The following is a 22,152-nucleotide window of genomic DNA, read 5'->3' as shown; positions in this document are numbered from 1 at the left end:
CCGTTGCGGGCCGTTCGTGGGGTCAGGCCTTCTTGGGCCGCTTGACCGGGTCCGCCGGGTGCGGGGCCACCTTGCGGTCGCCCTTGGTGGCGATCCGCTCCGCGCACAGGCCGGCCAGCACGTCGTACGCGGCCTTGCCCATCAGCTCGGTCAGCTCGGGGCGGTAGCTGACGTACACCGGGTCCGGCCCCTGGTGCGCCGCCGGGCTGCCGGTGCACCACCAGTGCAGGTCGTGGCCGCCCGGGCCCCAGCCGCGGCGGTCGTACTCGCCGATCGAGACCTGCAGGTAGCGGGTGTCGTCAGGACGGTCGATCCAGTCGTAGGTGCGGCGGATCGGCAGCTGCCAGCAGACGTCCGGCTTCGTCTCCAGCGGCTCCCGGCCCTCCTTGAGCGCCAGCGCGTGCAGGGCGCAGCCGGCGCCGCCCGCGAAACCGGGGCTGTTCACGAAGATGCAGGCGCCGCCCACCCGGCGGGTCTGGCGGTCGCCGTCCTCGTCGAGCATGGTGACGCCGCCGTCGGAGGTGATCCGGCCCTTGGCGTCGGTGCCGTGCGCGAAGTTCTCCCACAGCTCGGGGGTCAGCCGCGCCGCGTGCCCGAGGACGCGCTTCTCGTCGTCCTCGTCCGAGTAGTGCGCGCCCAGCGTGCAGCAGCCGTCCGACTCGCCGCGGCCCTCGCGGATGCCGTGGCAGCCCTGGCCGAAGACGCACGACCAGCGGGAGGTCAGCCAGGTGAGGTCACAGCGGAACACCTGCTCCTCGTCGTCGGGGTCGGCGAACTCGACCCAGGCCCGCGGGAAGTCGAGCGGGACCTCGTCGCGCGGGATCCCGCCGAGCGGGGCCGCGCCGCGCAGGGTCGGCATCGCCAGGTCGACGGGGGCGGGGGAGGCCTTGGACTTCTTCTTGGACGTTTCTGCTGGTGCCACCCGGCAAGGGTAGAGCCTTCGGGGCGTTGCCGACCGCCCGCGGCCGGGGCGTTCACGGCGATTCGGCCGGGCCGGCCCCGGCGGAGGCGGGCCGGGCGGTCGACGCCTCGCAGCGGGCCCCGGCAGAGGTGGACGGGAGGCCTTCGACGACCCGGAGAGCCGGTGGGCCGTCATCGTCGAGCAGCCGTGGGACGGACCGCGATGAGCCGGGTGCCGCGACCCGTCCGGGTGATGTGGGGTGCGGCGCGGAGGCGGTGGCCGGCCGGGTCGGCGCAGGGTGAGGGGAACCGGGCGGCACTGCCGGGCTGTCAGATCGGTTTGATGACCCCGTACTGACTCGTATGTGATTCCTCCGACACCGGAGCAGGAACCGAAGCAGGAGCTGGAGCACCGAGCCGTGACCGCCTCGCCCCGCGCAGCCCAGACGGCCGTCCTCGCCGCCCTCGCGGTCCTGGCCGCCGGGTGCGCCTCCGCACCCGCGCTGCGGGCCCGGTCGACCGCCGCCCCGCCGCTGTGCGACACCCCGGTGGTGGTGGGCCACCGGGGTGCCCCGCGCAACGCCCCCGAGAACACCATGGCCTCCTTCGAGACCGCTCTCGACCAGGGCGCCGACTGGCTGGAGACCGACGTCCAGACCACCCGGGACGGCGTCCCGGTGCTGATGCACGACCCCACGGTGGACCGCACCACCAACGGCAAGGGCGCCATCGCCGACCTGACCGCCGCCCAGATCGCCGCCCTGCGGGTGACCGTCGGCCCCGGCCCCGCCGAGCCCGTCCCGACCCTGCGGGAACTGCTCGAGCGCCTCTCCGGCAGCAACGCCACCCTGCTGATGGAGATCAAGTGGCAGCGCGCCGAGGACGTCACCCGGATCGCCCGGATCGCCGCCGCCAGCAGCGCCCGGGTCGTCCTCTACTCGTTCTCGGCCGCGCACCTGCGCCAGGCCCACGCCGCCGCGCCCGCGCTGCCGGTCGTGCTGATCCAGGGCTCCGCGATCGCCGAGGACCCGGGCGACCTGCCGCTGCGCGGCATCGCCCTGGACGCGGCGCTGGCCAGCGCCTCCCGGATCGCCGCCGAGCGCCGGGCGGGCCGCGAGGTGTACGTCTGGACGCTCGACGACGAGGAGTCCTGGCAGTTGATGTCCGCCCGGGACGCCGACGGCCTGATCACCGACACCCCCGGCCCGGCCCGCCGCTGGGTGGACGCCAACTGCCGTACCGAGCGCCGGGCCGGTCCGCGCGGCCACTGAGACCGACCGGCACATGGTGGACGGCACGAGCGGCGAAGCGCACGGTACGGGCGGGACCAGCGTGAATACCATCGTGACCGGTCTCGCCCGGGGCCGGATCGCGTAGCGTGGAGAGTTATGCGACTCGGTGTACTCGACGTAGGTTCCAACACGGTCCACTTCCTCGTGGTGGACGCCCATCCGGGTGCCGCCCCGTTGCCCGCGTACTCGCACAAGGCCGAACTGCGCCTGGCCGAGCTGCTGGACGAAGACGGCGCGATAAGCGGGGCCGGCATCGAGCGGCTGGTCGGCCACGTCGCCTCGTCGCTGCGGGTCGCGGAGGACAAGGGCGTCGTCGACATCCTGCCGTTCGCCACCTCCGCCATCCGGGAGGCCGTCAACGGCGAGGAGGTGCTGCGCCGGGTCGCGGCGGAGACCGGGGTGGAACTGCGGGTGCTGTCCGGGCAGGACGAGGCCCGGCTCACCTTCCTGGCCGTCCGCCGCTGGTTCGGCTGGTCCTCCGGCCGACTGCTCAACCTGGACATCGGCGGCGGCTCGCTGGAGATCGCCTGCGGCCTGGACGAGCAGCCCGACGTCGCCTGCTCGCTGCCGCTGGGCGCCGGCCGGCTCACCGCGCGCTGGCTGCCCGGTGACGTCGCCGACCCGGACGAACTGCGCGAGCTGAGACGCCACATCCGCGCCGAGATCGCCACCGTCGTCGGCGAGGTCGCCCGGCTCGGCCCGCCGCAGCACGCGGTCGCCACCTCCAAGACCTTCAAGCAGCTGGCCCGGATGACCGGCGCCTCCCCCGCCGACGCCGGCCCGTACACCGACCGTCGGCTCACCCGCACCGGGCTGTCCGCCTGGCTGCCCCGGCTGTCCTCGATGACCGTCGACGAGCGGGCGCAGATCCCCGGCGTCTCCGAGGGCCGCGCCAAGCAGCTGCTGGCCGGGGCGCTGGTCGCGGACGCCGCGATGGACCTGTTCGGCCTCGACGAGCTGGACGTCTGCCCGTGGGCGCTGCGCGAGGGCATCATCCTGCGCCGCCTGGACGCCATGGACAGCCCCGCCGACCGCCTCCGCCCGGCGCTCACGCCGTAGGGCCGTGGGGTCCGTCCGGGGGCTCCGGCCGGGGTCGCCCGGGATCCGTCCCCGTTCGGGGCGCGGTCCGCTTACGCTGTCTCCCGTGGTGCAACCAGCGGGTGAGGACGGGACGCGGGAGGGCCGCGCTCCCGGGGACGGGCAGCCGCGGCCGGACAGCCCGCGCCGCAAGCTGGGCAAGGCGGTCAAGGGCGCCACCGGGGCGCAGGCCGCCAAGGTCGCCAAGGCGGCCCAGCGCACCGGGCGGAAGGCCACCGCACGGAAGGCCGCCGAGAAGCCGGCCGAACCCGCAGCGAAGCGGCCCGCGCCGACCGACCCCGGCGCCAAGAAGGCCGCGTCCGCCGAGCGCGCACCGGAGAAGCGCGCACCGGAGAAGCCCGCGCCTAAGAAGCCCGCGCCGAAGCCGAAGAGGCCCGGCGCGAAGCGGCCCGGAACACGGAAGGCCGCCGCGACCGCCGCCCCCCGGGAGACCCGGACGGCCCGGGCCGCCGGCGCCGCCAAGGCCGCCGTCCAGTCGGTGCGCTCGGTCAAGGCCGCCCGGCGCGACGCCGCCCGCCCGCCGCTGCTGCGCACCACCGACCGGCTGGTGCTGCCCTCCCACCCGGCCCTGCACATCCCCGACACCAAGGTGGTCCTCTCCACCGCCTCGGTGTACCCGGCGAGCACCGCCGTCGCCTTCGAGCTGGCCGCCAAGCTCGGCTACGACGGGGTCGAGGTGATGGTCTGGAACGACCCGGTCAGCCAGGACGTCGAGGCCCTGCGCCGGCTGTCCGACGCCCACCAGCTGCCGATCCTGGCCGTGCACGCGCCCTGCCTGCTGATCACCCAGCGGGTGTGGACCACCGACCCGTGGACCAAGCTGGTCCGGGCCCGGGCGGCGGCCGAGAAGCTCGGCGCGAGCGCCGTCGTCGTGCACCCGCCGTTCCGCTGGCAGCGCCAGTACGCCCGGGACTTCGTGACGGGCATCAACCGGATGGCGGGCGAGACCGACGTCCGGTTCGCGGTCGAGAACATGTACCCGTGGCGCTACCGCGACCGCGAGGTGCTGGCCTACGCGCCGGGCTGGGACGTCACCGAGGAGGAGTACCGGCACTTCACCATCGACCTCTCGCACGTCGCCACCTCCCGGATCGACGCGTTCGAGATGGTCGAGCGGATGGGTGACCGGCTCGCCCACATCCACCTCGCCGACGGCAGCGGCTCCGGCAAGGACGAGCACCTGATCCCGGGCCGCGGCAAGCAGCCCTGCGCCGAACTGCTGGAGCACCTGGCCCGGACCGGCTTCGACGGCCACGTGGTGCTGGAGGTCAACACCCGCCGCGCCGCGTCCCCCGCCGAACGCGAGGCCGATCTGGCCGAGGCACTGGCCTTCACCCGCTTGCACCTGGCCACCCCCTCGCGCGTACGCTGAGGAGCCGTGCCCGGCTGGGCGCGAACTTCCTTACGGAGGGGGATAGATGACGGACGAGCAGGACTTCCGGAAGATCGCCGAGAGCTTCGGCGGGGTCGCCCCCGAGTACGACCGGGGCCGCCCCGGCTACCCGGACGAGCTGTTCGACGCACTGGAGCGGCTGTCCGGTCGCGGCCTCAAGAACGCCCGGGTGCTGGACGTCGGCGCGGGCACCGGCATCGCCAGCCGGCTGCTGGCCGCGCGCGGCGCCGACGTCGTCGCGGTCGAGCCCAACGCGGGCATGGCCGCCCAGTTCCTGGCCTCCTCGCCGGGCCTGCCGCTGGTCCGGGCCGGCGGCGACGACCTGCCCTTCCACGACGACTCCGCCGACCTGGTCACCTACGCCCAGTCCTTCCACTGGACCCACCCCGAACGGGCCGTTCCCGAGGCGATCCGGGTGCTGCGGCCCGGCGGCGCCCTCGCCACCTGGTGGAACGTGCACGACGAGACCGTGCCCTGGCTCCGGGCCCGGGTCGAGCGGCTGAGCGCCGCGCTGCCCGGCTACCACGGCTACGGCCGGATCTCCGAGTTCATCGGCCACCTCGCCCCGGCCGGACTGACGGTCGAACGCGCGGTGCTGCGCTGGGAGCGGCGGATCACCGTCGAGCACGTGCTCACCGACCTCGTCTCCCGCTCGTTCATGGCCTCCCTCAGCCCCGTGGAGCGCGAGCCGGTGCTGGTCGCCGAGCGGGCGGCGATGACCGCCGAGTTCCCCGACGGCTGGGTGGTCGAGCCCTACATCCTGGAGCTGGCGGTGGGGATCACCCCGGCCTGACCCGATGGCACGGACGGCCCGCGCGCCCGGCCCGCGCCGGACGCGCACCCGCCCGTCCGGCCGGCACCGCCGACGGCCCGCCCGCCTGCCCGCATCGCGGACGGGCCGTCCGCCGCCTGGACGGCGGGCGTAGGCTCGGTAGCCACAGCGGCCCCCGCACCTCCTACCAGCGGGGCGCCGGCGAGAGCCCCGAAGGAGTGGAGCACAGTGCCCGAGCTGAGGTCCCGTACGGTCACCCACGGTCGCAACATGGCAGGCGCCCGGGCGCTTCTCCGGGCCGCCGGCGTAGCCCGCGAGGACTTCGGCAAGCCGATCATCGCGGTCGCCAACTCCTTCACCGAGTTCGTCCCCGGCCACACCCACCTGCAGCCGGTCGGCCGGATCGTCTCCGAGGCGATCAAGCAGGCGGGCGGCATCCCGCGCGAGTTCAACACCATCGCCGTCGACGACGGCATCGCGATGGGCCACGACGGCATGCTCTACTCGCTGCCCTCGCGCGACCTGATCGCCGACTCGGTCGAGTACATGGTCAACGCACACTGCGCCGACGCGCTGATCTGCATCTCCAACTGCGACAAGATCACCCCCGGCATGCTGATGGCCGCGCTGCGCCTGAACATCCCGACCGTCTTCGTCTCCGGCGGGCCGATGGAGGCCGGCAAGGCCACCCTGGTCGACGGCACCGTGCGCAAGCTCGACCTGATCGACGCGATCTCCCAGGCGGCCAACGAGAACGTCTCCGACGAGGACATCGCGATCATCGAGGAGAACGCCTGCCCCACCTGCGGCTCGTGCTCCGGCATGTTCACCGCCAACTCGATGAACTGCCTCACCGAGGCCATCGGCCTCTCGCTGCCCGGCAACGGCTCCGTCCTCGCCACCCACACCGCCCGCCGCGCCCTGTACGAGAGGGCCGGGCAGACCGTCGTGGAGATCGCCGACCGGTACTACGGCCAGGACGACGCCTCGATGCTGCCCCGCGCGATCGCCACCCGCGCGGCCTTCGAGAACGCCATGGCCCTGGACATCGCCATGGGCGGCTCGACCAACACCATCCTGCACCTGCTCGCCGCCGCCCAGGAGGCCGAGCTGGACTTCGACCTGCGGGCCATCGACGCCATCTCCCGCAAGGTGCCCTGCCTGTCCAAGGTCGCGCCCAACGGCTCGTACTACATGGAGGACGTGCACCGGGCCGGCGGCATCCCCGCCATCCTCGGCGAGCTGTACCGCGGCGGGCTGCTCAACGAGGACGTCCACACCGTCCACGCCGACTCGCTCGCCGAGTGGCTCAAGACCTGGGACGTGCGCGGCGGTTCGCCCTCCGCCGAGGCCGTCGAGCTGTGGCACGCCGCCCCCGGCTGCGTCCGCTCCGCCGAGGCCTTCTCCCAGTCCGAGCGCTGGGAGTCGCTGGACACCGACGCCGCCAAGGGCTGCATCCGCAGCGTCGAGCACGCCTACTCGGTCGAGGGCGGCCTCGCCGTCCTGCACGGCAACCTCGCCGAGGACGGCTGCATCGTGAAGACCGCCGGTGTCGACGAGTCGATCTGGACCTTCAGCGGCCCGGCGGTGGTCTGCGAGTCCCAGGAGGACGCCGTCGAGGCGATCCTGGCCAAGCGGATCAAGGAGGGCGACGTCGTCGTCATCCGCTACGAGGGCCCCAAGGGCGGCCCGGGCATGCAGGAGATGCTCTACCCGACCTCCTTCCTCAAGGGCCGCGGCCTCGGCAAGTCCTGCGCCCTGATCACCGACGGCCGCTTCTCCGGCGGCACCTCCGGCCTGTCCATCGGCCACGCCTCCCCGGAGGCCGCCTCCGGCGGCACCATCGCGCTGGTCGAGGACGGCGACACCATCGCCATCGACATCCCCGGCCGGACGATCTCCCTGGAGGTGCCCGCCGAGGTCCTGGCCGAGCGCCGCCGCGCCCTGGAGGCCGGGACCGGCTACCGCCCGAAGAACCGGGACCGCCAGGTCAGCCAGGCCCTGCGCGCCTACGCCGCGATGGCCACCTCCGCCGACAAGGGCGCCGTCCGCGACGTCACCAAGCTCGGCTGAGACCCACCGCGCAACCGCAGGACACCTGCGGCGCACCCGCACCACCGGAGGAGCCGTCCCGCAGGCCGGGACGGCTCCTCCGGCGTACGCGGACGGCTCCTCCGGCGGACCGCGGCCCCGGGTGATAATCGACCTCGTGAGCGAGCAGCCCCCCACCCCCGCAGCCAAGCCCGTCGGCGCCCCCGAGCCCGAGCCGATCCGCTGGTTCGGCACCAGCTGGGTGAACCGGGACAACGGCTACTGGCCGCGCCGCGTCGCCGTGTCGGCCGGCGCCCTGGTCACGGCCGCCGCCGCCGTGTTCGTGCTGCGCCTCGGCGTCGAGGGCGTCGCCCTCTCCGACAACGGCGGTTACCTCAACGCGCTGCTGACCGCCGCCGTCGCGGTCTGCTCGATGATGGCCGTGCGGCGCAGCTGGAAGGTGTTCACCGAGGGCAAGGACCAGCTGACCGGCTGGATGGCCGAGGACCGCTCGCTCGGTGCGGTCTGGATCATCGGCGGGGCCGGCGCCCTGCTCACCTACTTCGTCCGCAGCCTCGTGGAGGCCCCCGGCGAGGCGCTCAAGCGCGCCTCGTACGAGCGGGCCGTCGCCCAGTACGAGAAGCGCCAGGCGGGCCGCAGCGGCCGGCCCGACGCCAAGGCGCCGGGCCGGGGCAAGCGCAAGCACTGACCGGTCAGTAGCGGCTGACCGAGCCGCACTCCCCGCCGCCGGTCGACAGGTCCTTGCGGCGGTCGTACGGATCGGTCGCGGGGCCGGTCGGCCGGGCGCCCGGGGCTCCGGGCAGGTCCGTGGCGAACTGGTCGAACTGCGGGTGGTAGTAGCCGTCGTAGACGCCGCAGGCCGAGTTGGCGGAGTCCGATCCGCCGCCCTCGCCGAACACGAGCCTCTTCGGGTCCACCTGGTAGCGGGCCGGGTCGTAGAAGCGGAAGGTGTCGACCCGGCGCACGATCGTGCGCGTGGTCCAGGTGTCCCCGGCCACGTCGTCCGCCGGCACCAGCAGGCCCACCGGCTTGGCCGTGCCGTCCTGGGGCGCGGCCGGCCTCGTCGGCTGCGGCACGCCCGCCGGCGGGGGCGACGCGGCCCGCTTGGCGGCGTCCGGCCCGGGGCGCAGCGGGTACACGTAGCTGAAGTCGGTGTGCACCAGGACGCCCTTGTCCCCGTCGCCCTCGACGGTGATCCGGCCCTGCACCTTGACCACGTCGCCCACCAGGATCGCCTCGCGCTGGTCGAAGCGGCTGAACCAGCTGGTCGGGTCGTTGTCCTTGGACGGGTTCGTCAGCGCCTTGGTCGCACGGTCCCGCTCCTCCCGGTCCAGCAGCGCCAGGGCGGCGTCCGGCCGGCCGCCCGCCAGCACCTTCGGGTCCAGGTTGGCGGCGACCAGGTAGTTCTTGACCGACTGCAGTTGGGCGGCCACCTGGTCGGTGGAGAAGACGCCGATGGGCCGGGCGTCCGGGAGGATGAGGGCCTCGGTGCCGTTCGGCCAGCCCTCGGCGGGCGAACCGGCCCACGGGTGGTCCACGGTCGGCTGCTGGTCGTCGACCTTGGGCGGCGCGGTGGTCGGCTTGGCCGTCTCGGGCGCGACGGTGGGCACGGGGGTGTGGGCCGCGCTGCCACTGTCGCCGTGGCGGCCGGTGTACCAGCTGCGCAGCCCGTCGATGTTCAGCGCCGCGAGCAGCACCGCGATGCTCAGGGCGACGTACAGCGGCGCGCGCCACTCCGGCCGGCGGCGCGGGCGCGGGTTGCCCCAGGGGTCGACCGGCTGGGCCTTCGGCTTCCGGCCGAACCGGCGCCCGGCCTTCGCCGGGCCGTCGTTGACCGAGCGGCGGCCGCCCGGGTCGACCGGCGGGGTGTGCTTCCACCGGGCGGCCAGCATGCGGGTGCGCCCGGACTGTTCCCGGACGGTCGCGCCCCTGACGAAATCCTCGTCCAGGACGAGGTCGGCGAACGGGTCCTTCCCGCCCGCTTCGGACGGGTCGGACCCGCCCGGCTCACGGCCCTCTGCGGGGCGTGGTTCCGGATCTTCGGCTATCGGCATCGCGCCAGTATGCCGACGGGGTGTGACGATTCGTCGATCGGGGGCACACCTTGTGGTGAACCCGTGCGCAGGGCGCGGTGATCCGTCCTGATCCGTCCTGGTCCGGGCCGGTTCGCCGGGCTGCTCAGCCCTTGTCGCGGGCCTGCTTCACCGACCCCACGACCCCGGCGACGGCCAGCAGGATGCCGGCCGGCAGCAGCGCCAGGAAGAACGCGCCGAACAGGCCCGCGTCCCCGAGCAGCAGCTGCGCCAGCATGTCCAGCACCAGCAGCCCGCCGGCCGCCGGGAGGGCCGACCGCCACGGGTGCTCGTTCGCCCAGCGGCGCAGCCGCCGGTCGGAGGTGTCGCGGCGCAGCTGCCCGCCCACGGTGCCGACCAGGAAGAAGAAGAACAGGGCCCAGCCGGCCGGTCCGGCCAGCATGCTCAGCGACCAGCTCCCGGTGATCGCGTCGATCCCCAGGGCGGTCGCCCCCACCACCGCACCGACCCCCGCGGCCGTCCGCCACGGGCCCACCGTCGCCGAGGCGGCGGCGAGTTGCCGGTTCTCACGTCGGGACATTTCGTCGTGTGCCATGACTCCACGGTGCTCCCGCGCGGCGTCGGAGGCCATAGGGGAGAACCCCGAGATTCTCCCTAGGGACGAGACCGAACGGCCGGACGCGTGGAGGGGGCGCGTGGAGGGGGCGTGCCCGTCGCCCACGGGCTGGACGGTCCCGGCGGGTGCCCCCGCGCGGTGCGAGGATGGCCGCAGTACCGAGGTAAGGAGCGGCCATGGGCGCCAGCGCAGCACACGGACAGAAGATCGCCTTCCTGGGCACCGGCAAGATCGGCGAGGCCCTGCTCTCCGGCCTGCTGCGGGCCGGCAAGGACCCGGCGGACGTCCTGGTGACCGCCCGCCGCCCCGAGCGCGCCGCCGAACTCGCCGCCCGCTACGGCGTGGTGGCCGCCTCCAACGCCGAGGCCGCCAAGCTCGCCGACACCCTGATCCTCGCCGTCAAGCCGCAGGACATGGGCACCCTGCTGGAGGAGCTGGCCCCGCACGTCGGCGCGGACCGGCTGGTGATCTCGGCCGCGGCCGGCATCCCCACCGCCTGGTTCGAGGAGCGGCTGGCGGCCGGCACCCCGGTGGTCCGGGTGATGCCCAACACGCCCGTCCTGGTGGACGAGGGGATGAGCGTCATCTCCGGCGGCTCGCACGCCACCGAGGAGCACCTGGAACGCGCCGAGGAGATCTTCAGCTCGGTCGGCAAGGCGCTGCGGCTGCCCGAGGCCCAGCAGGACGCGGCCACCGCGCTCTCCGGCTCCGGCCCGGCCTACTTCTACTTCCTGGTCGAGGCGATGACCGACGCCGGCATCCTGCTCGGCCTCCCCCGGCAGGTGGCGCACGACCTGATCGTGCAGTCCGCGATCGGCGCCTCGGTGATGCTGCGCGACTCCGGCGAGCACCCGGTGAAGCTGCGCGAGGCCGTCACCTCGCCGGCCGGCACCACCATCGCGGCCATCCGCGAGCTGGAGAACCACGGGGTGCGGGCCGCGCTGCTGGGCGCCCTGGAGGCGGCCCGGGACCGCTCCAGGGAGCTGGCCTCCGGGGGCAGGTAGCCCCCTCGGTAGGCTCGGCGGCATGGCCTACGACCTGGTGATCTTCGACAACGACGGCGTCCTGGTGGACAGCGAGCCGCTCTCCAACCGGGTGCTGGCCGAGTACCTGACCGAACTCGGCTACCCGACCACGATCGAGGACTCCTACCGGGACTTCATGGGCTGCGCCGCCCACCGCATCCACGACGTGATCGCCGAGCGGTACGACGGCGCGACGCTGCCGGAGGGCTTCGACGAGCTGTTCCACGGCCGGGTCTTCGACGCGTTCGGCGCCGAGCTGACGGCTGTCCGGGGCGCGGAGCAGCTGCTGAAGGAACTGCGGCAGCGCTCCGTGCCCACCTGCCTGGCCTCCTCGGCGCACCACGTGTGGATCCGCACCGCGCTCGACGTCACCGGCCTGCGCGGGTACGTCGCCGAGGAGCGGATCTTCAGCGCCCAGGACGTCGGCGTGGGCAAGCCCGCGCCGGACCTCTTCCTGCACGCCGCCCGCACCCTCGGCGTCGACCCGGCCCGCTGCCTGGTCGTCGAGGACAGCCCCAACGGCGTGCTCGCCGCCCGGGCCGCGGGCATGGACGTGTACGGCTACACCGCGCTCACCGACCCGGCGAAGCTGACCGCCGCCGGGGCCACCGGGCTGATAGCCGACCTCGCCGAGGTCTCCGCCCTGCTCTGACCCCGCACCCCGGGGCCGCGGAAAACCCCTGCGCAACCCCTCCCGCAATCGCGGTGCACCGCCTACGCTCTCGCCAACATCGTCGTACCGGCCAGTAGCGAGGTCCGCCATGAGTGCCGCGTCACCCGCGATCCCCCCGCCCGGCCTGCGCGCCGGGCGGGCCGCGCTCGCCGTCAGCTTCCTGCTCCAGGGCACCACCTTCGCGCTGCTGGTCACCTGCATCCCGGAGATCCAGCACCGGTACGGGCTGAGTGACGCGCTGCTGCCGCTGTTCCTGGCCGCGGTGCCGATCCTCGCCGGGGTCGGCTCGATCACCTCCGAGCAACTGGTCAAGCGCACCGGTGCGCGGGCCGTGCTGCGGGTCGTCCAGCCGCTCGTCTGCCTCAGCCTCGCGGGCGTCGGGCTCGGCGACGCGCTCTGGCAACTGGCCCTCGCGCTCGGTGCGTTCGGGCTGCTGGTGGGTGCGTTGGACGCGAGTATGAACATGCTCGGGGTGGGCCTGCAGCACCGCTACGGCCGCTCGATCATGATCGGCTTCCACGCCGCGTTCAGCCTCGGCGGCATCCTCGGCGCGGCCCTCGCCGGCCTCGGCGCGCACTACGACCTCGGCCTGCCGGTGCTGTTCGGCACGGCCGCGGCGGTGATCGCCCCGCTGGCCCTGCTGACCGGGACCCGCTTCGCCGGCCCGGCCGAACTCGGGGACGCCGTCCGGGAGGCCGCCGAGGCCGCTGCCCGGTCCATCCCCTGGCGGCCGCTGCTGCCGCTCTGCCTGGCGATGGCCTTCGCCTACATCGCGGACTCCTCGGTCTCCAACTACAGCGTCAAGTACCTCACCGACGGCCTGGGCAGCCCCGAGGACCTCGCCAAGCTCTCCTACCTCGGCTACATGGTCGCGATGCTGCTCGGCCGCGCCCTGGGCGACCGCGCGGTGCAGCGCTTCGGCGCCGTCCCGGTGGTGCGGGCCGGCGCCGGGCTGGCCGCGCTCGGCTTCGCACTGGCCGCCGCCGCGCCCGCCGCCTGGGCGGGCATCGCCGGGTTCACCGTGCTCGGCTTCGGCATCTGTGCGATCATCCCGCAGGTGTTCGCGGCCGGGGGCCGGCTCTTCCCGGCCGACTCGGACGCCGCCGTGGCCCGGCTCAACCTCTTCAACTACGTGGGCTTCCTGATCGGTTCGCCGCTGGTCGGGGCGATCGCGGACGCGAGCTCCTACCGCTGGGCGCTGCTCGCCCCGATGCTGCTGGTGCTCGCCGTCCTGCCGCTGGCGGACCGCTTCGCCCCGGCGCCCGTGCTCGCGCCCGCCGCCGCGTGACGGTCGCGGGAGCGAGCACGGGACACCGCTCGAACGGGTTCGGAGGTCAGCCGATCACGGTGGCCAGCTCGGGCAGGCCGTTGGCCCACAGCTGGTCCTTGGCGCCGCTCGCCTGGTAGTACTCGTAGTAGACGTACGGCGCCCAGTTCAGGGTGTACGGCCCGGTCCAGGTCGGGGCCGAGGTGATCTGGACGGTGAGCGCGACGGTGCGGGTCTCGCCGGGGGCGATCGGCGCCCGGAAGTGGAAGTTCGCGTTGTTCCCATTGACGGCGCAGTCGGTGGAGTCGCCGGAGCACCCGGTGACCGTGAACGCGCCGGCCTCCTGGTTGGCGGGCCAGATCGGCTGGATGAACTCGTAGGCGAAGTAGATGTCGGTGCTCTCGGTGTTGGTGAGAGACAGCGTCAGGGTCAGCTGATCACCCGGCGCCGCCGTCTTCTTGTCGACGGCGAACGAGGATCCGCTGACCGCGGCGGAGGCCGGCTGGGCGGCAAAGAGCAGGCCAAGTCCCAGTAATGCAGCGAGAATTACACCAAGGCGTTGCACGCTGAATGGCTTCATGGCGGAGAGGATATGAAGGCGTGAAGGTTTTGTCTGTAGGGCCTTCATGGCCGCGGCCCGGCCCGCCCCCGGCGCGCCCTGGTGGAGGCCCGGCGGCCGCCACCCGCTACGGTGGAGGCCATGCCCGAAGCCGAGCGTGACACCCCCTGCGGCCTGCACCTCTTCTGGGACGAGGCCGTCACCGCCTACGACTTCGGCCCCGGCCACCCGATGGACCCGACCCGGCTGGCGCTCACCATGCGCCTGGTCGAGGCCCTCGGGCTGGACGCCGGGCCCGGGGTGACCGTCCGGGCCGCTCCGCCGGCCGGCGAGTCCACCCTGCGGCTGGTGCACACCCGGGAGTACGTCGAGGCGGTCAAGCACGCCGCGGCCCACCCCGACGAGTCGGACCCCCGGCACGGGCTCGGCACCGACGACAACTGGTCCTTCCCCGCCGTCCATTCGGCCTCCGCGCTGATCGCCGGCCAGTCCGTGGCCGCCGCCGAGGCGGTCTGGCGCGGCGAGACCCCGCACGCCGTGAACTTCGCCGGCGGACTGCACCACGCGATGCCCGACAAGGCCTCCGGCTTCTGCGTCTACAACGACCCCGCGCTGGCCGTCGCCCGGCTGCTCGAACTCGGCGCCGAGCGGGTCGCCTACGTCGACGTGGACGTCCACCACGGCGACGGCGTCCAGCAGGCGTTCTGGAACGACCCCCGGGTGCTCACGGTCTCGCTCCACGAGCACCCCGCCACGCTCTTCCCGCAGACCGGCTGGCCCACCGAGACCGGCGGCCCGGACGCCCCCGGCACCGCCGCCAACCTGCCGCTGCCGGCCGGCACCGGCGACGCCGGCTGGCTGCGCGCCTTCCACGCCGTGGTGCCCGAACTGCTCGCCGCCTTCCGCCCGCAGGTCCTGGTCACCCAGCACGGCGCCGACACCCACCTGGAGGACCCGCTCGCCCACCTCGCCGTCACCGTGGACGCCCAGCGGTTGATCGCCGAGGAGCTGCACGACCTCGCCCACCAGCTCACCGGTGGCCGCTGGATCGCCACCGGCGGGGGCGGCTACGCCATCGTGGACGTCGTCCCGCGGGCCTGGACCCACCTGGTCGCCACCGCCGCCGGACGGCCCGTCGACCCGGCCACCGAGACCCCCGAGCCCTGGCGCGCCGAGGTCTACCGCCGCACCCGCCAACCAGCCCCGCTGCGGATGACCGACGGCGCCCGGCCGGTCTGGCGCGACTTCGACGCGGGTTACGATCCGGCCGACCGGCTCGATCAGGCCATCCTCGCCACCCGCCGCGCGGTGTTCCCCCACCTCGGCCTCCTGGCCTGAAACCGGCCCCCCGGACCGGGCGCGGCGGGGCCGTGCGTACGCCGACTCCGGCGATCCGCCGAGTGACTACGTACTGCAACAGTCCTATCTCTCACCGTACGAGGACTGCACCTCCCCTCTTCCCACTGGTACCACCCATAACTACTCTGGGGATACACGTGTGCCGGTGGAGTCACCGGAGGGGAAGCCGGTGCCTTGCACACGGGTAAGGGTCGGGTGATGGTCATGAGTTCCGGCGAGCGCCCCCTGCAGGAAGTCGTCTTCCTGACCGTGGCGGAGGTTGCCTCGGTCATGCGGGTGTCCAAGATGACGGTGTACCGCCTGGTGCACAGCGGAGAGCTGCCGGCCATCCGGGTCGGGCGGTCCTTCCGGGTGCCCCAGCAGGCGGTCCACGAGTACCTCAAGGAGTCCTACGTGCGGCTTGAGAGCGCGTAGCTCCGGGCGGGCAGGGGCGGGGTCCGCACGTGGGTCCCGCCCCTGTTTGCCGCAGATTCTCCGCGAGTTTCCCGGTCACGGGGAGCACGATTACGGCCCAGGCGTCGGTGACGGTAGGCTAGGCCGTCCGTCAGTCGTATGGACTCCGTCTCTCACGGGCGAGAGTCTCAGTGAGCGAGGGTTGTTCCGTGGGCTCTGTCATCAAGAAGCGTCGCAAGCGTATGGCCAAGAAGAAGCACCGCAAGCTTCTGAAGCGGACTCGCGTTCAGCGTCGCAACAAGAAGTAAGCGCCACCGGGCCGCGCTTGGCGCGCCCAGCGCTTCCACCGCCCGTCCAGGCCCTCGCGGCCTGGGCGGGCGGTGTCGTTTCACGGCCCGGTACGGCGGCGCGGTACGGTGCACGCAGGCCGCTCGGGTCAAGGGAATGGGGTGCACACCGTGGGCGTGGTCGTGCTCGTCACCGGCGTGGCACGCCATCTCGGTGCCCGCTTCGCCGCCGAGGTCCGCCGCCGTCCGGGCGTGGACCTGGTGGTCGGCGTGGACGTGCAGCCGCCCCGGCTGCCGGTCGAGGAGCCGGACGGCCCGGCCGCCGAGTACCGCTTCCAGCAGCTCGACCTGCGCCGCCCGGCGGTCTCCCGGGTGATCGCCGAGCACCGGGTCGACACCGTGGTCCACCTCAGCGTCAGCGCCACCGGCCTGGGCTCCACCAACCGCTCCGCGGTCAAGGAGTCCAACGTCATCGGCACCATGCAGTTGCTCGGCGCCTGCCAGAAGGCGCCCGGAGTGCGCCGGCTGGTGGTGAAGTCGACCACCGGCGTCTACGGCTCCGCGCCCCGCGACCCCGCGGTGTTCACCGAACGGATCCAGCCGAAGAACCCGCCCGGCGGCGGCTTCGCCAAGGACGCGGCGGAGGTCGAGGGCTACGTCCGCGGCTTCGCCCGGCGCCGTCCGGACGTCGCGGTGACGGTCCTGCGCTTCGCCAACATCGTCGGCCCGGGCGCGGACACCCCGCTCAGCGAGTACTTCGCGCTGCCCGTGCTGCCGACCGTGCTCGGCTACGACCCGCGGCTGCAGTTCGTGCACGAGGACGACGCCGTCGCCGTGCTCTGCCGGGCCGCCGGCGAGGCCGAGCCGGGCACCGCCAACACCGGGACCTTCAACGTGGCCGGGGAGGGTGTCCTGCTGCTCTCCCAGTGCGCTCGCCGACTCGGCCGTCCCACCCTGCCGCTGCTGCTGCCCGCGGTCAGCTGGATGGCCGGGCTGGCCCGGCAGACCCGGCTGGTGGACGTCTCGCCGGAGCAACTGCGGCTGCTCACCCACGGCCGGGTGGTGGACACCACCCGGCTGCGCGAGATCTTCGGCTACCGTCCGGCGTTCACCACCCCGGAGGCCTTCGCCGACTTCGCCGCCGCGCAGGGGCCCGGCCTGCTGCCACCCGAGCGGTTGGCCGCCGTCACCGACCGGCTGGCCGCCCTGCTCGGCCCGGAGCGGGCCCCGGCCGCCGGCGCCCGCACCGCCCTCACCGACCGCCCCCGCCGACCGAGGAGCTGAACCCGCGATGAGTGCCGCAGCCGAGAACGCGCCGGGCGAGGCCAGGGTCATCCCGATCGAGTCCGCCCCCAGCTGGACCTCGCCCGACCGCCCCGGGCTGGCCGACCGACTCGCCGACGCCGTCGGCGGGGCACTGTCCGGGCAGCTCGGACCGGCGGCCACCCGGGTGTTCGGCAAGGGCTGGGAGGGTCGGGCCGCGGACGGGCTGGCCTTCCTGCGCCGCCGGATCACCGGCGACTACGAGGTGGACGAGTTCGGCTTCGACCGGGAGCTCACCGAGGAGGTGCTGCTCTCGCTGCTGCGCCCGCTGGCCGAGAAGTACTTCCGGATCGAGGTGCGCGGGATCGAGAACATCCCGGCCGAGGGCGGCGCGCTGATCGTCGCCAACCACTCCGGGACGGTCCCGCTGGACGCCCTGATGACCCAGGTCGCGATCCACGACCACCACCCGCACCACCGGCACCTGCGGATGCTCGCCGCCGACCTGGTGTTCGTGCTGCCGGGCGTGAACGAGCTGGCCCGCAAGGCCGGCCACACGCTGGCCTGCAACGAGGACGCCCAGGCGCTGCTGGAGCGCGGTGAGGTGGTCGGCGTCTGGCCGGAGGGCTTCAAGGGGATCGGCAAGCCGTTCGCCGAGCGGTACAAGCTCCAGCGGTTCGGGCGCGGCGGGTTCGTCTCCTCGGCGCTGCGGGCGCGGGTGCCGATCGTGCCGTGCTCGATCGTCGGTGCCGAGGAGACCTACCCGATGATCGGCAACGTGAAGACGCTGGCCCGGCTGCTGGGCCTGCCGTACGTGCCGATCACGCCGACCTTCCCGTGGCTGGGGCCGTTGGGCGTGTTGCCGCTGCCGACCAAGTGGACCATCCAGTTCGGGGAGCCGATCGCCACCGACGGGTACCCGTCGGAGGCGGCGGACGATCCGATGCTGGTCTTCGACCTGGCCGACGAGGTGCGCGAGACGATCCAGCACACGCTCTACAAGCTGCTGATGCAGCGGCGTTCGGTGTTCTTCTAGCGCTCGTCGGACACGCCCTGGCGCTCGTCCGGCGGGAACGGCGAAGGGCCCCGGCGATCGCCGGGGCCCTCGACCTCGTCCGGTCAGCCGCCGAGGATCCGCAGCCCGGGCAGCAGGCCCGGGACCAGCGGGGGCACGTCGACGCCCTGCGGCTGGCCGCCGGGCGGGGCGCTGGGCATGCCGGACGGCGGCTGCGGCGCCGGTTGCTGCGGGGCCGGCTCGGTGCTCGGCGAGGTCTTGGCCCCGGTGAGCCCGCTGGTGAGGTCCCCGACGAGCCCGTTGACGGCGTCCGGGGCGCCGGTGGGCAGGGTGCCGGGCAGACCGCCGCCCTTGGCGCCGGAGCCGTTGGGCGTGCTGGCGCCGGTGCCGGCGGGGGCGCGCTCGGTGCTGCCGGGGCGGTTGCCGCCGTTGCTCGCTCCACTGGCGCCGCCCTGGGCCGGGCCGGCGCCGGGCGCACTGCCGGTGCCGTTCGCCGGGGTGTCGGCGGGGGTGCCGCCGGTGGCCGGGCCGGCCGTGCCGCCGCCCGCCCCGGTGCCGGCCGGGCCACCGCTCTTGGCGGTGGGCTGGGCCAGGCGCAGGGGCGCGACGTCCTCGCTTATGTCGTCGAAGAGCTGGTCGACCAGGTGGGCCTGCTGGGTGAGCTGGACGGGCAGCTGGCCCACCAGTTCGGTCCAGCGACCGTCCTCGTCCTGGGCGAAGCCCGCCAGGGCGCGCATCGGGTCGAGCGAGCCGTTGCTGCGGTAGACCGAGCGGAGCAGCTCGCGGCCCTTGATGGCGTCGGCGTGCATGTCGTCCAGCGCGCGGCGGACCCGTTCGACGGTGCCCTGGCTGAGCGCGGTGGCCGGGCCGGTGTGGCCGACCAGGGTCTTGGCCTCGCCGAGCCGGGTGGCGGCGTTGTCGAGCAGCAGCTCGCCGCGTTCGGAGTCGGAGTCCGCGAGGTCGAGCCGAAGCCCTTCGAGGCCGCGCTTCATGCCGTACAGCGTGTCCCCGGGCAGGGCGTTGGAGCTGGCGGCGGCGGCGCCGGCGAGGCTGCCGACGGCTAGCCCGGCGACCAGTCCGCCGATCGCGAACCGGCGGCTCCAGCGGCCGCGCGGCGCCGTCCGGATCGCGCGGTGCCGGCGTTGGCGGGGCACTGCGGCGCCCGGTCCGCCGGCGAAGGCCTGCTCGAACGCGGCCATCAGTTGGGCGCGTTGGACGGTTCGTACCTCCGGGTCCAGCGCCGGCCCAGGCACCGCACACAGCGCGTCGGTCAGCCCGACCAGTTCTGCCATCGCGACCGAACCGGCGCCGGTGGCAGCGGTGTTGGCCGATTCGGCGTCGTCCTCGCCGCGCTGCGCCGCCTGGTGGACCTCCAGCGCCTCGGCGAAGGCCTTCGCCCGCCGGTGCTCCAGCACGTTTGCCGTCACGGGCCACACCTCCCTTCGTCGTTGTCGACACCCCGGCCTGCCGGACGGTTGCCTCGGCGGGCCAAAGCCACTCCATCGGGTGACAGGTCGCAATTCGGCTTGACCGTACGCCTGGTGGGGACTTGCACGCTGGCCAACGAGTGGCGAGGGCGGTGGGTTACGCGCGGCTGATCATCGGATCGACCGTTCACCCGGACGTGTCGATCGGGCACGGATGGTGACGTCCCGCCGGGACGCCCACCGGCTATGCCACCCCCGGTCACCGTCGCCTCACCGCGCGTCCGGCGGCAGCAGCCGGGCCAGGGTGCGCACGGCGCGGTACTGGAGGGTCTTGATGGCGCCCTCGTTCTTGCCCATGATCCGCGCGGTCTCGGCCACCGAGAGTCCCTGCAGGAAGCGGAGCGTGACGCACTCCTGCTGCTGCGGGTTGAGTCGGCGCACCGCGTCCAGCAGGGCGGCGTTGGAGAGCGACTCCAGCACCGACTCCTCCGGGCTGCGCTCGCACTCGTTGGAGTCGAGCATCTCGCCGGTGGTGACCTCCAGCCGGAAGCGGCTGGACTTGAAGTGGTCGGCGACCAGGTTGCGGGCGATGGTCACCAGCCAGGCGCCGAAGTCCCGGCCCTGCCAGGTGAAGGTGCCGATCCGGCGCAGCGCACGCAGGAACGTCTCGCTGGTGAGGTCCTCGGCGGTGGCCCGGCTGCCGACGCGGTAGTAGATGTAGCGGTAGACGGTGTCCGCGTAGTGGTCGTAGAGCCGGCCGAAGGCCTCGCTCTCGCCGGCCTGGGCCCGTTCGACCAGCTCCATGATCGGGTTGTGCTCGGTCTCGTAGCCGGGGCTCGGCGCGGTCCGGGTCCGGCTGCGGCCGACGCCGGTGGTGCCGGTGCGGCCGCGCGAGCCGGTGCCGGTCGAGCCGGCGGCGGTGGTGCGCAGCGCCAGCCCGGCGCCGTGCGAGTGGCCGAACGGGGCGCCGGCGGGCACGAGTTGGGGCGAGGCGGCGAGCTGGCTGCGGAGCAGGGTGCGCAGCAGGTCCAGGCCGGTGGAGATCTGCCGGTCGGCGACCGGGCGGCCGCGGATGCCGGTGCGGGGGCGCAGGGGCACGGACGACGGGCGGGAGGGTGCAGGCGCGTCGTTCCGGACGGGTGGGTACACGGGACTCCCAGAGGCAGAACTGTGGACGGATCACCTCCGCCTGCGCGGAGAGCACTCCCGCGCCGCCCGTTCGAGCGAGACGCGTGGTGACGTGCATCCAGGAGAGAATAACGCTTTGTGCAATGACAGCTACACCGTGTGGTCGAAGTGGTCGTTTGGGATCCATTCATCGCGCATATTCGTCTGACACTGACCGGACCTGTCATCGTTCATCCGGCCCAACGTGACCGATCAGGTGCTCAGGGTGACCAATTCGGTGGTCTGGCGGGTGGTTTCCCTGACTTGGGGCCCGGCAACCCCTGACTTTCCCGGTCTGGCGAACGATCGGAACCGGTCACTGGCTGACAGGTTCGCTCACTAGGCCGGAAAGCCGTACGGGTAGCGGGAGTTCGCCCGTACGAGGGGGCAGGTCAGAGCCCTGGTTGACGTCCGGTCACCCGCCCGGGGGAGCCGGGGCGACGAGGTGGACCGGGGGCGGCGGGAGCCCGTCAGGCGCAGTGGCGGCGGCGGTTCAGCGCCACCCCGGCGGCGGCCGCACCCGCGAGCACCCCGAGCGCGGCGGCCGCCGGCAGCCCCACCCGGGCCGCCTTCCGCCCGGTCCGGAAGTCCCGGACCCGCCAACCCTGGGCCCGGGCGTGGCGGCGCAGCGCGCCGTCCGGGTTCACCACGTAGGGGTGGCCGACCAGCGAGAGCATCGGGATGTCGTTGGCCGAGTCGCTGTACGCGGCGCAGCGGTCGAGGTCCAGCCGCTCGCGCCGGGCCAGCGCGCGCACCGCGGCCGCCTTGGCCGGGCCGTGCAGCAGCTCGCCGACCAGCCGGCCGGTGTACCGGCCGCCGTCGGCCTCGGCGACGGTGCCGAGCGCGCCGGTCATGCCGAGCCGCCGGGCGATGATCCGGGCCACCTCCAGCGGGGCGGCGGTCACCAGCCAGACCCGCTGGCCGGCGTCCAGGTGCATCTGGACCAGGGCGCGGGTGCCCGGCCAGATCTTGTCGGCGACGACCGGCTCGAAGATCTCCTCGCAGATCGCCTCCAGGTCGGCGGTGGGCTTGCCGGCGACGATGCCGAGGGCGGTGTTCCGGGCGTCCGAGATGTGGTCCGGGTCCTCGGCGCCGTGCAGCCGGAACCAGGCCTGCTGCCAGGCGAACCGGGCGATGTCGCGACGGGTGAGGAAACCGCGCCGGTAGAGGCCGACTCCGAGGTAGAAGATCGCGGCGCCGCGCAGGATGGTGTTGTCGCAGTCGAAGAACGCGGCGGCGCGCGGATCGTCCGGCTCGGGGGTGTGGTTCTCCGCCGGGGCCTTGGGCGCCTTCCCGGCCTTGCCCGCGGCGGGGACGGCGACGCTCTCCCCGGCGGTGCCGTCCAGGGGGCCGTTCGCCGCAGGGGCGGTGTCCGGCGCCGGCTCGGCCCGCAGCGCGGCCTCCGCCGCCTCGGCGGCGGCCTCGCCCGCCAGGGCGCTCCGCCCGGTGGTGGAACGCTTCGCCTGGGTGAGCCTTCGGAGCACGGCCATGCCAACGAGCATAGCCAGCCGGGCGCGGAGCGGCCGTGACGGCGGCGTGCCCGCGCGGTGAACACCGGGCG

21 protein-coding genes are annotated in these 22,152 nt (G+C 73.9%); 14 read left to right on the top strand and 7 right to left on the bottom strand.

Annotated elements, in window-relative coordinates:
• Nucleotides 1-22: 22 nt before the first annotated feature.
• Entirely contained in the window at nt 23-859 is an 837-nt protein-coding gene (locus ACIO5E_RS18755) for a hypothetical protein (RefSeq protein ID WP_400669568.1), read from the bottom strand.
• 460 nt (nt 860-1,319) lie between these two features.
• On the opposite strand from ACIO5E_RS18755, the gene ACIO5E_RS18750 reads away from it, so the two are divergent.
• From ACIO5E_RS18750 to ACIO5E_RS18725, 6 genes are all read left to right on the top strand, one after another.
• Nucleotides 1,320-2,171, top strand: coding sequence for a glycerophosphodiester phosphodiesterase (locus ACIO5E_RS18750; protein WP_400668883.1), 852 nt, complete (start codon nt 1,320-1,322; stop codon nt 2,169-2,171).
• A 117-nt stretch (nt 2,172-2,288) separates the two neighbouring features.
• On the top strand, nt 2,289-3,251 hold the full coding sequence (locus tag ACIO5E_RS18745; protein WP_400668880.1) for a Ppx/GppA family phosphatase: 963 nt from the start codon (nt 2,289-2,291) through the stop codon (nt 3,249-3,251).
• Nucleotides 3,252-3,858: 607 nt separating this feature from the next.
• Nucleotides 3,859-4,662, top strand: coding sequence for a sugar phosphate isomerase/epimerase (locus ACIO5E_RS18740; protein ID WP_280675795.1), 804 nt, complete (start codon nt 3,859-3,861; stop codon nt 4,660-4,662).
• Nucleotides 4,663-4,708: 46 nt separating this feature from the next.
• Entirely contained in the window at nt 4,709-5,476 is a 768-nt protein-coding gene (locus ACIO5E_RS18735; RefSeq protein WP_400668878.1) for a class I SAM-dependent methyltransferase, read from the top strand.
• A gap of 207 nt (nt 5,477-5,683) precedes the next feature.
• Entirely contained in the window at nt 5,684-7,528 is a 1,845-nt protein-coding gene (gene ilvD / locus ACIO5E_RS18730) for a dihydroxy-acid dehydratase (RefSeq protein WP_400668875.1), read from the top strand.
• Between the two features lie 136 nt (nt 7,529-7,664).
• Nucleotides 7,665-8,195: a hypothetical protein gene (locus ACIO5E_RS18725; protein WP_400668872.1), complete on the top strand. Its 531-nt coding sequence runs from the start codon at nt 7,665-7,667 to the stop codon at nt 8,193-8,195.
• 4 nt (nt 8,196-8,199) lie between these two features.
• Here the strand turns inward: ACIO5E_RS18725 and ACIO5E_RS18720 are convergent, their stop codons facing one another.
• Nucleotides 8,200-9,561 carry a hypothetical protein gene (locus tag ACIO5E_RS18720; RefSeq protein WP_400668870.1) on the bottom strand — a complete coding sequence of 454 codons (1,362 nt, stop codon included), beginning with the start codon at nt 9,559-9,561 and terminating at the stop codon, nt 8,200-8,202.
• Nucleotides 9,562-9,685: 124 nt separating this feature from the next.
• Nucleotides 9,686-10,135, bottom strand: a complete 450-nt coding sequence (locus ACIO5E_RS18715; RefSeq protein ID WP_400668867.1) for a hypothetical protein — start codon at nt 10,133-10,135, stop codon at nt 9,686-9,688.
• Between the two features lie 197 nt (nt 10,136-10,332).
• Here ACIO5E_RS18715 and proC point away from each other — a divergent pair, with 197 nt between their 5' ends.
• From proC to ACIO5E_RS18700, 3 genes are all read left to right on the top strand, one after another.
• The gene (proC, locus tag ACIO5E_RS18710; protein WP_280675469.1) at nt 10,333-11,160 is read left to right on the top strand and encodes a pyrroline-5-carboxylate reductase; all 828 of its coding nucleotides are present in this window, start codon (nt 10,333-10,335) and stop codon (nt 11,158-11,160) included.
• Nucleotides 11,161-11,182: 22 nt separating this feature from the next.
• Complete coding sequence (locus ACIO5E_RS18705; RefSeq protein WP_400668864.1) at nt 11,183-11,833, top strand: HAD family hydrolase; 651 nt, start codon at nt 11,183-11,185, stop codon at nt 11,831-11,833.
• A gap of 109 nt (nt 11,834-11,942) precedes the next feature.
• Complete coding sequence (locus ACIO5E_RS18700; protein WP_400668861.1) at nt 11,943-13,142, top strand: MFS transporter; 1,200 nt, start codon at nt 11,943-11,945, stop codon at nt 13,140-13,142.
• 46 nt (nt 13,143-13,188) lie between these two features.
• Here ACIO5E_RS18700 and ACIO5E_RS18695 read toward each other — a convergent pair whose 3' ends face one another.
• Nucleotides 13,189-13,701 carry a hypothetical protein gene (locus ACIO5E_RS18695; RefSeq protein WP_400668859.1) on the bottom strand — a complete coding sequence of 171 codons (513 nt, stop codon included), beginning with the start codon at nt 13,699-13,701 and terminating at the stop codon, nt 13,189-13,191.
• Nucleotides 13,702-13,821: 120 nt separating this feature from the next.
• Between ACIO5E_RS18695 and ACIO5E_RS18690 the strand changes: the two genes are divergently transcribed.
• The 5 genes from ACIO5E_RS18690 (at nt 13,822) to ACIO5E_RS18670 (ending at nt 18,018) form a co-directional block, all read left to right on the top strand.
• A complete protein-coding gene (locus ACIO5E_RS18690; RefSeq protein ID WP_400668856.1) occupies nt 13,822-15,018 on the top strand; it encodes an acetoin utilization protein AcuC in 1,197 nt (398 codons plus the stop codon).
• Nucleotides 15,019-15,243: 225 nt separating this feature from the next.
• Nucleotides 15,244-15,453 (top strand): helix-turn-helix domain-containing protein, encoded by a 210-nt coding sequence (locus ACIO5E_RS18685; RefSeq protein ID WP_063351305.1) that lies wholly within the window; start codon nt 15,244-15,246, stop codon nt 15,451-15,453.
• 188 nt (nt 15,454-15,641) lie between these two features.
• On the top strand, nt 15,642-15,740 hold the full coding sequence (locus ACIO5E_RS18680) for a 30S ribosomal protein bS22 (RefSeq protein WP_003948845.1): 99 nt from the start codon (nt 15,642-15,644) through the stop codon (nt 15,738-15,740).
• A gap of 150 nt (nt 15,741-15,890) precedes the next feature.
• Nucleotides 15,891-17,003 carry an NAD-dependent epimerase/dehydratase family protein gene (locus ACIO5E_RS18675; protein ID WP_400669565.1) on the top strand — a complete coding sequence of 371 codons (1,113 nt, stop codon included), beginning with the start codon at nt 15,891-15,893 and terminating at the stop codon, nt 17,001-17,003.
• 7 nt (nt 17,004-17,010) lie between these two features.
• Nucleotides 17,011-18,018, top strand: a complete 1,008-nt coding sequence (locus tag ACIO5E_RS18670; RefSeq protein WP_400668852.1) for a lysophospholipid acyltransferase family protein — start codon at nt 17,011-17,013, stop codon at nt 18,016-18,018.
• Between the two features lie 83 nt (nt 18,019-18,101).
• Here ACIO5E_RS18670 and ACIO5E_RS18665 read toward each other — a convergent pair whose 3' ends face one another.
• The 3 genes from ACIO5E_RS18665 to ACIO5E_RS18655 form a co-directional block, all read right to left on the bottom strand.
• Nucleotides 18,102-19,424 (bottom strand): DUF5667 domain-containing protein, encoded by a 1,323-nt coding sequence (locus ACIO5E_RS18665; protein WP_400668849.1) that lies wholly within the window; start codon nt 19,422-19,424, stop codon nt 18,102-18,104.
• 270 nt (nt 19,425-19,694) lie between these two features.
• Nucleotides 19,695-20,516 (bottom strand): ECF subfamily RNA polymerase sigma factor, BldN family, encoded by an 822-nt coding sequence (locus ACIO5E_RS18660; RefSeq protein ID WP_400669564.1) that lies wholly within the window; start codon nt 20,514-20,516, stop codon nt 19,695-19,697.
• 545 nt (nt 20,517-21,061) lie between these two features.
• Nucleotides 21,062-22,081 (bottom strand): HAD family hydrolase, encoded by a 1,020-nt coding sequence (locus ACIO5E_RS18655; RefSeq protein WP_400668846.1) that lies wholly within the window; start codon nt 22,079-22,081, stop codon nt 21,062-21,064.
• Nucleotides 22,082-22,152 lie beyond the last annotated feature (71 nt).

The sequence above is a fragment of the Kitasatospora sp. NPDC087314 genome, from assembly GCF_044744365.1.
Lineage (GTDB): Bacteria > Actinomycetota > Actinomycetes > Streptomycetales > Streptomycetaceae > Kitasatospora.
The sequence above is the reverse complement of the archived record's forward strand: the minus strand, read 5'-3'. Positions and strand labels throughout refer to the sequence as shown.

Excerpts from the sequence above, each read along its gene's own strand:
- ACIO5E_RS18755 (WP_400669568.1), bottom strand. The coding sequence starts at position 859 with ATGCCGACCCTGCGCGGCGCGGCCCCGCTCGGCGGGATCCCGCGCGAC.
- ACIO5E_RS18745 (WP_400668880.1), top strand. The coding sequence starts at position 2,289 with ATGCGACTCGGTGTACTCGACGTAGGTTCCAACACGGTCCACTTCCTC.
- ACIO5E_RS18735 (WP_400668878.1), top strand. The coding sequence starts at position 4,709 with ATGACGGACGAGCAGGACTTCCGGAAGATCGCCGAGAGCTTCGGCGGG.
- ACIO5E_RS18720 (WP_400668870.1), bottom strand. The coding sequence starts at position 9,561 with ATGCCGATAGCCGAAGATCCGGAACCACGCCCCGCAGAGGGCCGTGAG.
- ACIO5E_RS18715 (WP_400668867.1), bottom strand. The coding sequence starts at position 10,135 with ATGGCACACGACGAAATGTCCCGACGTGAGAACCGGCAACTCGCCGCC.
- proC (WP_280675469.1), top strand. The coding sequence starts at position 10,333 with ATGGGCGCCAGCGCAGCACACGGACAGAAGATCGCCTTCCTGGGCACC.
- ACIO5E_RS18705 (WP_400668864.1), top strand. The coding sequence starts at position 11,183 with ATGGCCTACGACCTGGTGATCTTCGACAACGACGGCGTCCTGGTGGAC.
- ACIO5E_RS18700 (WP_400668861.1), top strand. The coding sequence starts at position 11,943 with ATGAGTGCCGCGTCACCCGCGATCCCCCCGCCCGGCCTGCGCGCCGGG.
- ACIO5E_RS18695 (WP_400668859.1), bottom strand. The coding sequence starts at position 13,701 with ATGAAGCCATTCAGCGTGCAACGCCTTGGTGTAATTCTCGCTGCATTA.
- ACIO5E_RS18690 (WP_400668856.1), top strand. The coding sequence starts at position 13,822 with ATGCCCGAAGCCGAGCGTGACACCCCCTGCGGCCTGCACCTCTTCTGG.
- ACIO5E_RS18685 (WP_063351305.1), top strand. The coding sequence starts at position 15,244 with ATGAGTTCCGGCGAGCGCCCCCTGCAGGAAGTCGTCTTCCTGACCGTG.
- ACIO5E_RS18670 (WP_400668852.1), top strand. The coding sequence starts at position 17,011 with ATGAGTGCCGCAGCCGAGAACGCGCCGGGCGAGGCCAGGGTCATCCCG.
- ACIO5E_RS18655 (WP_400668846.1), bottom strand. The coding sequence starts at position 22,081 with ATGGCCGTGCTCCGAAGGCTCACCCAGGCGAAGCGTTCCACCACCGGG.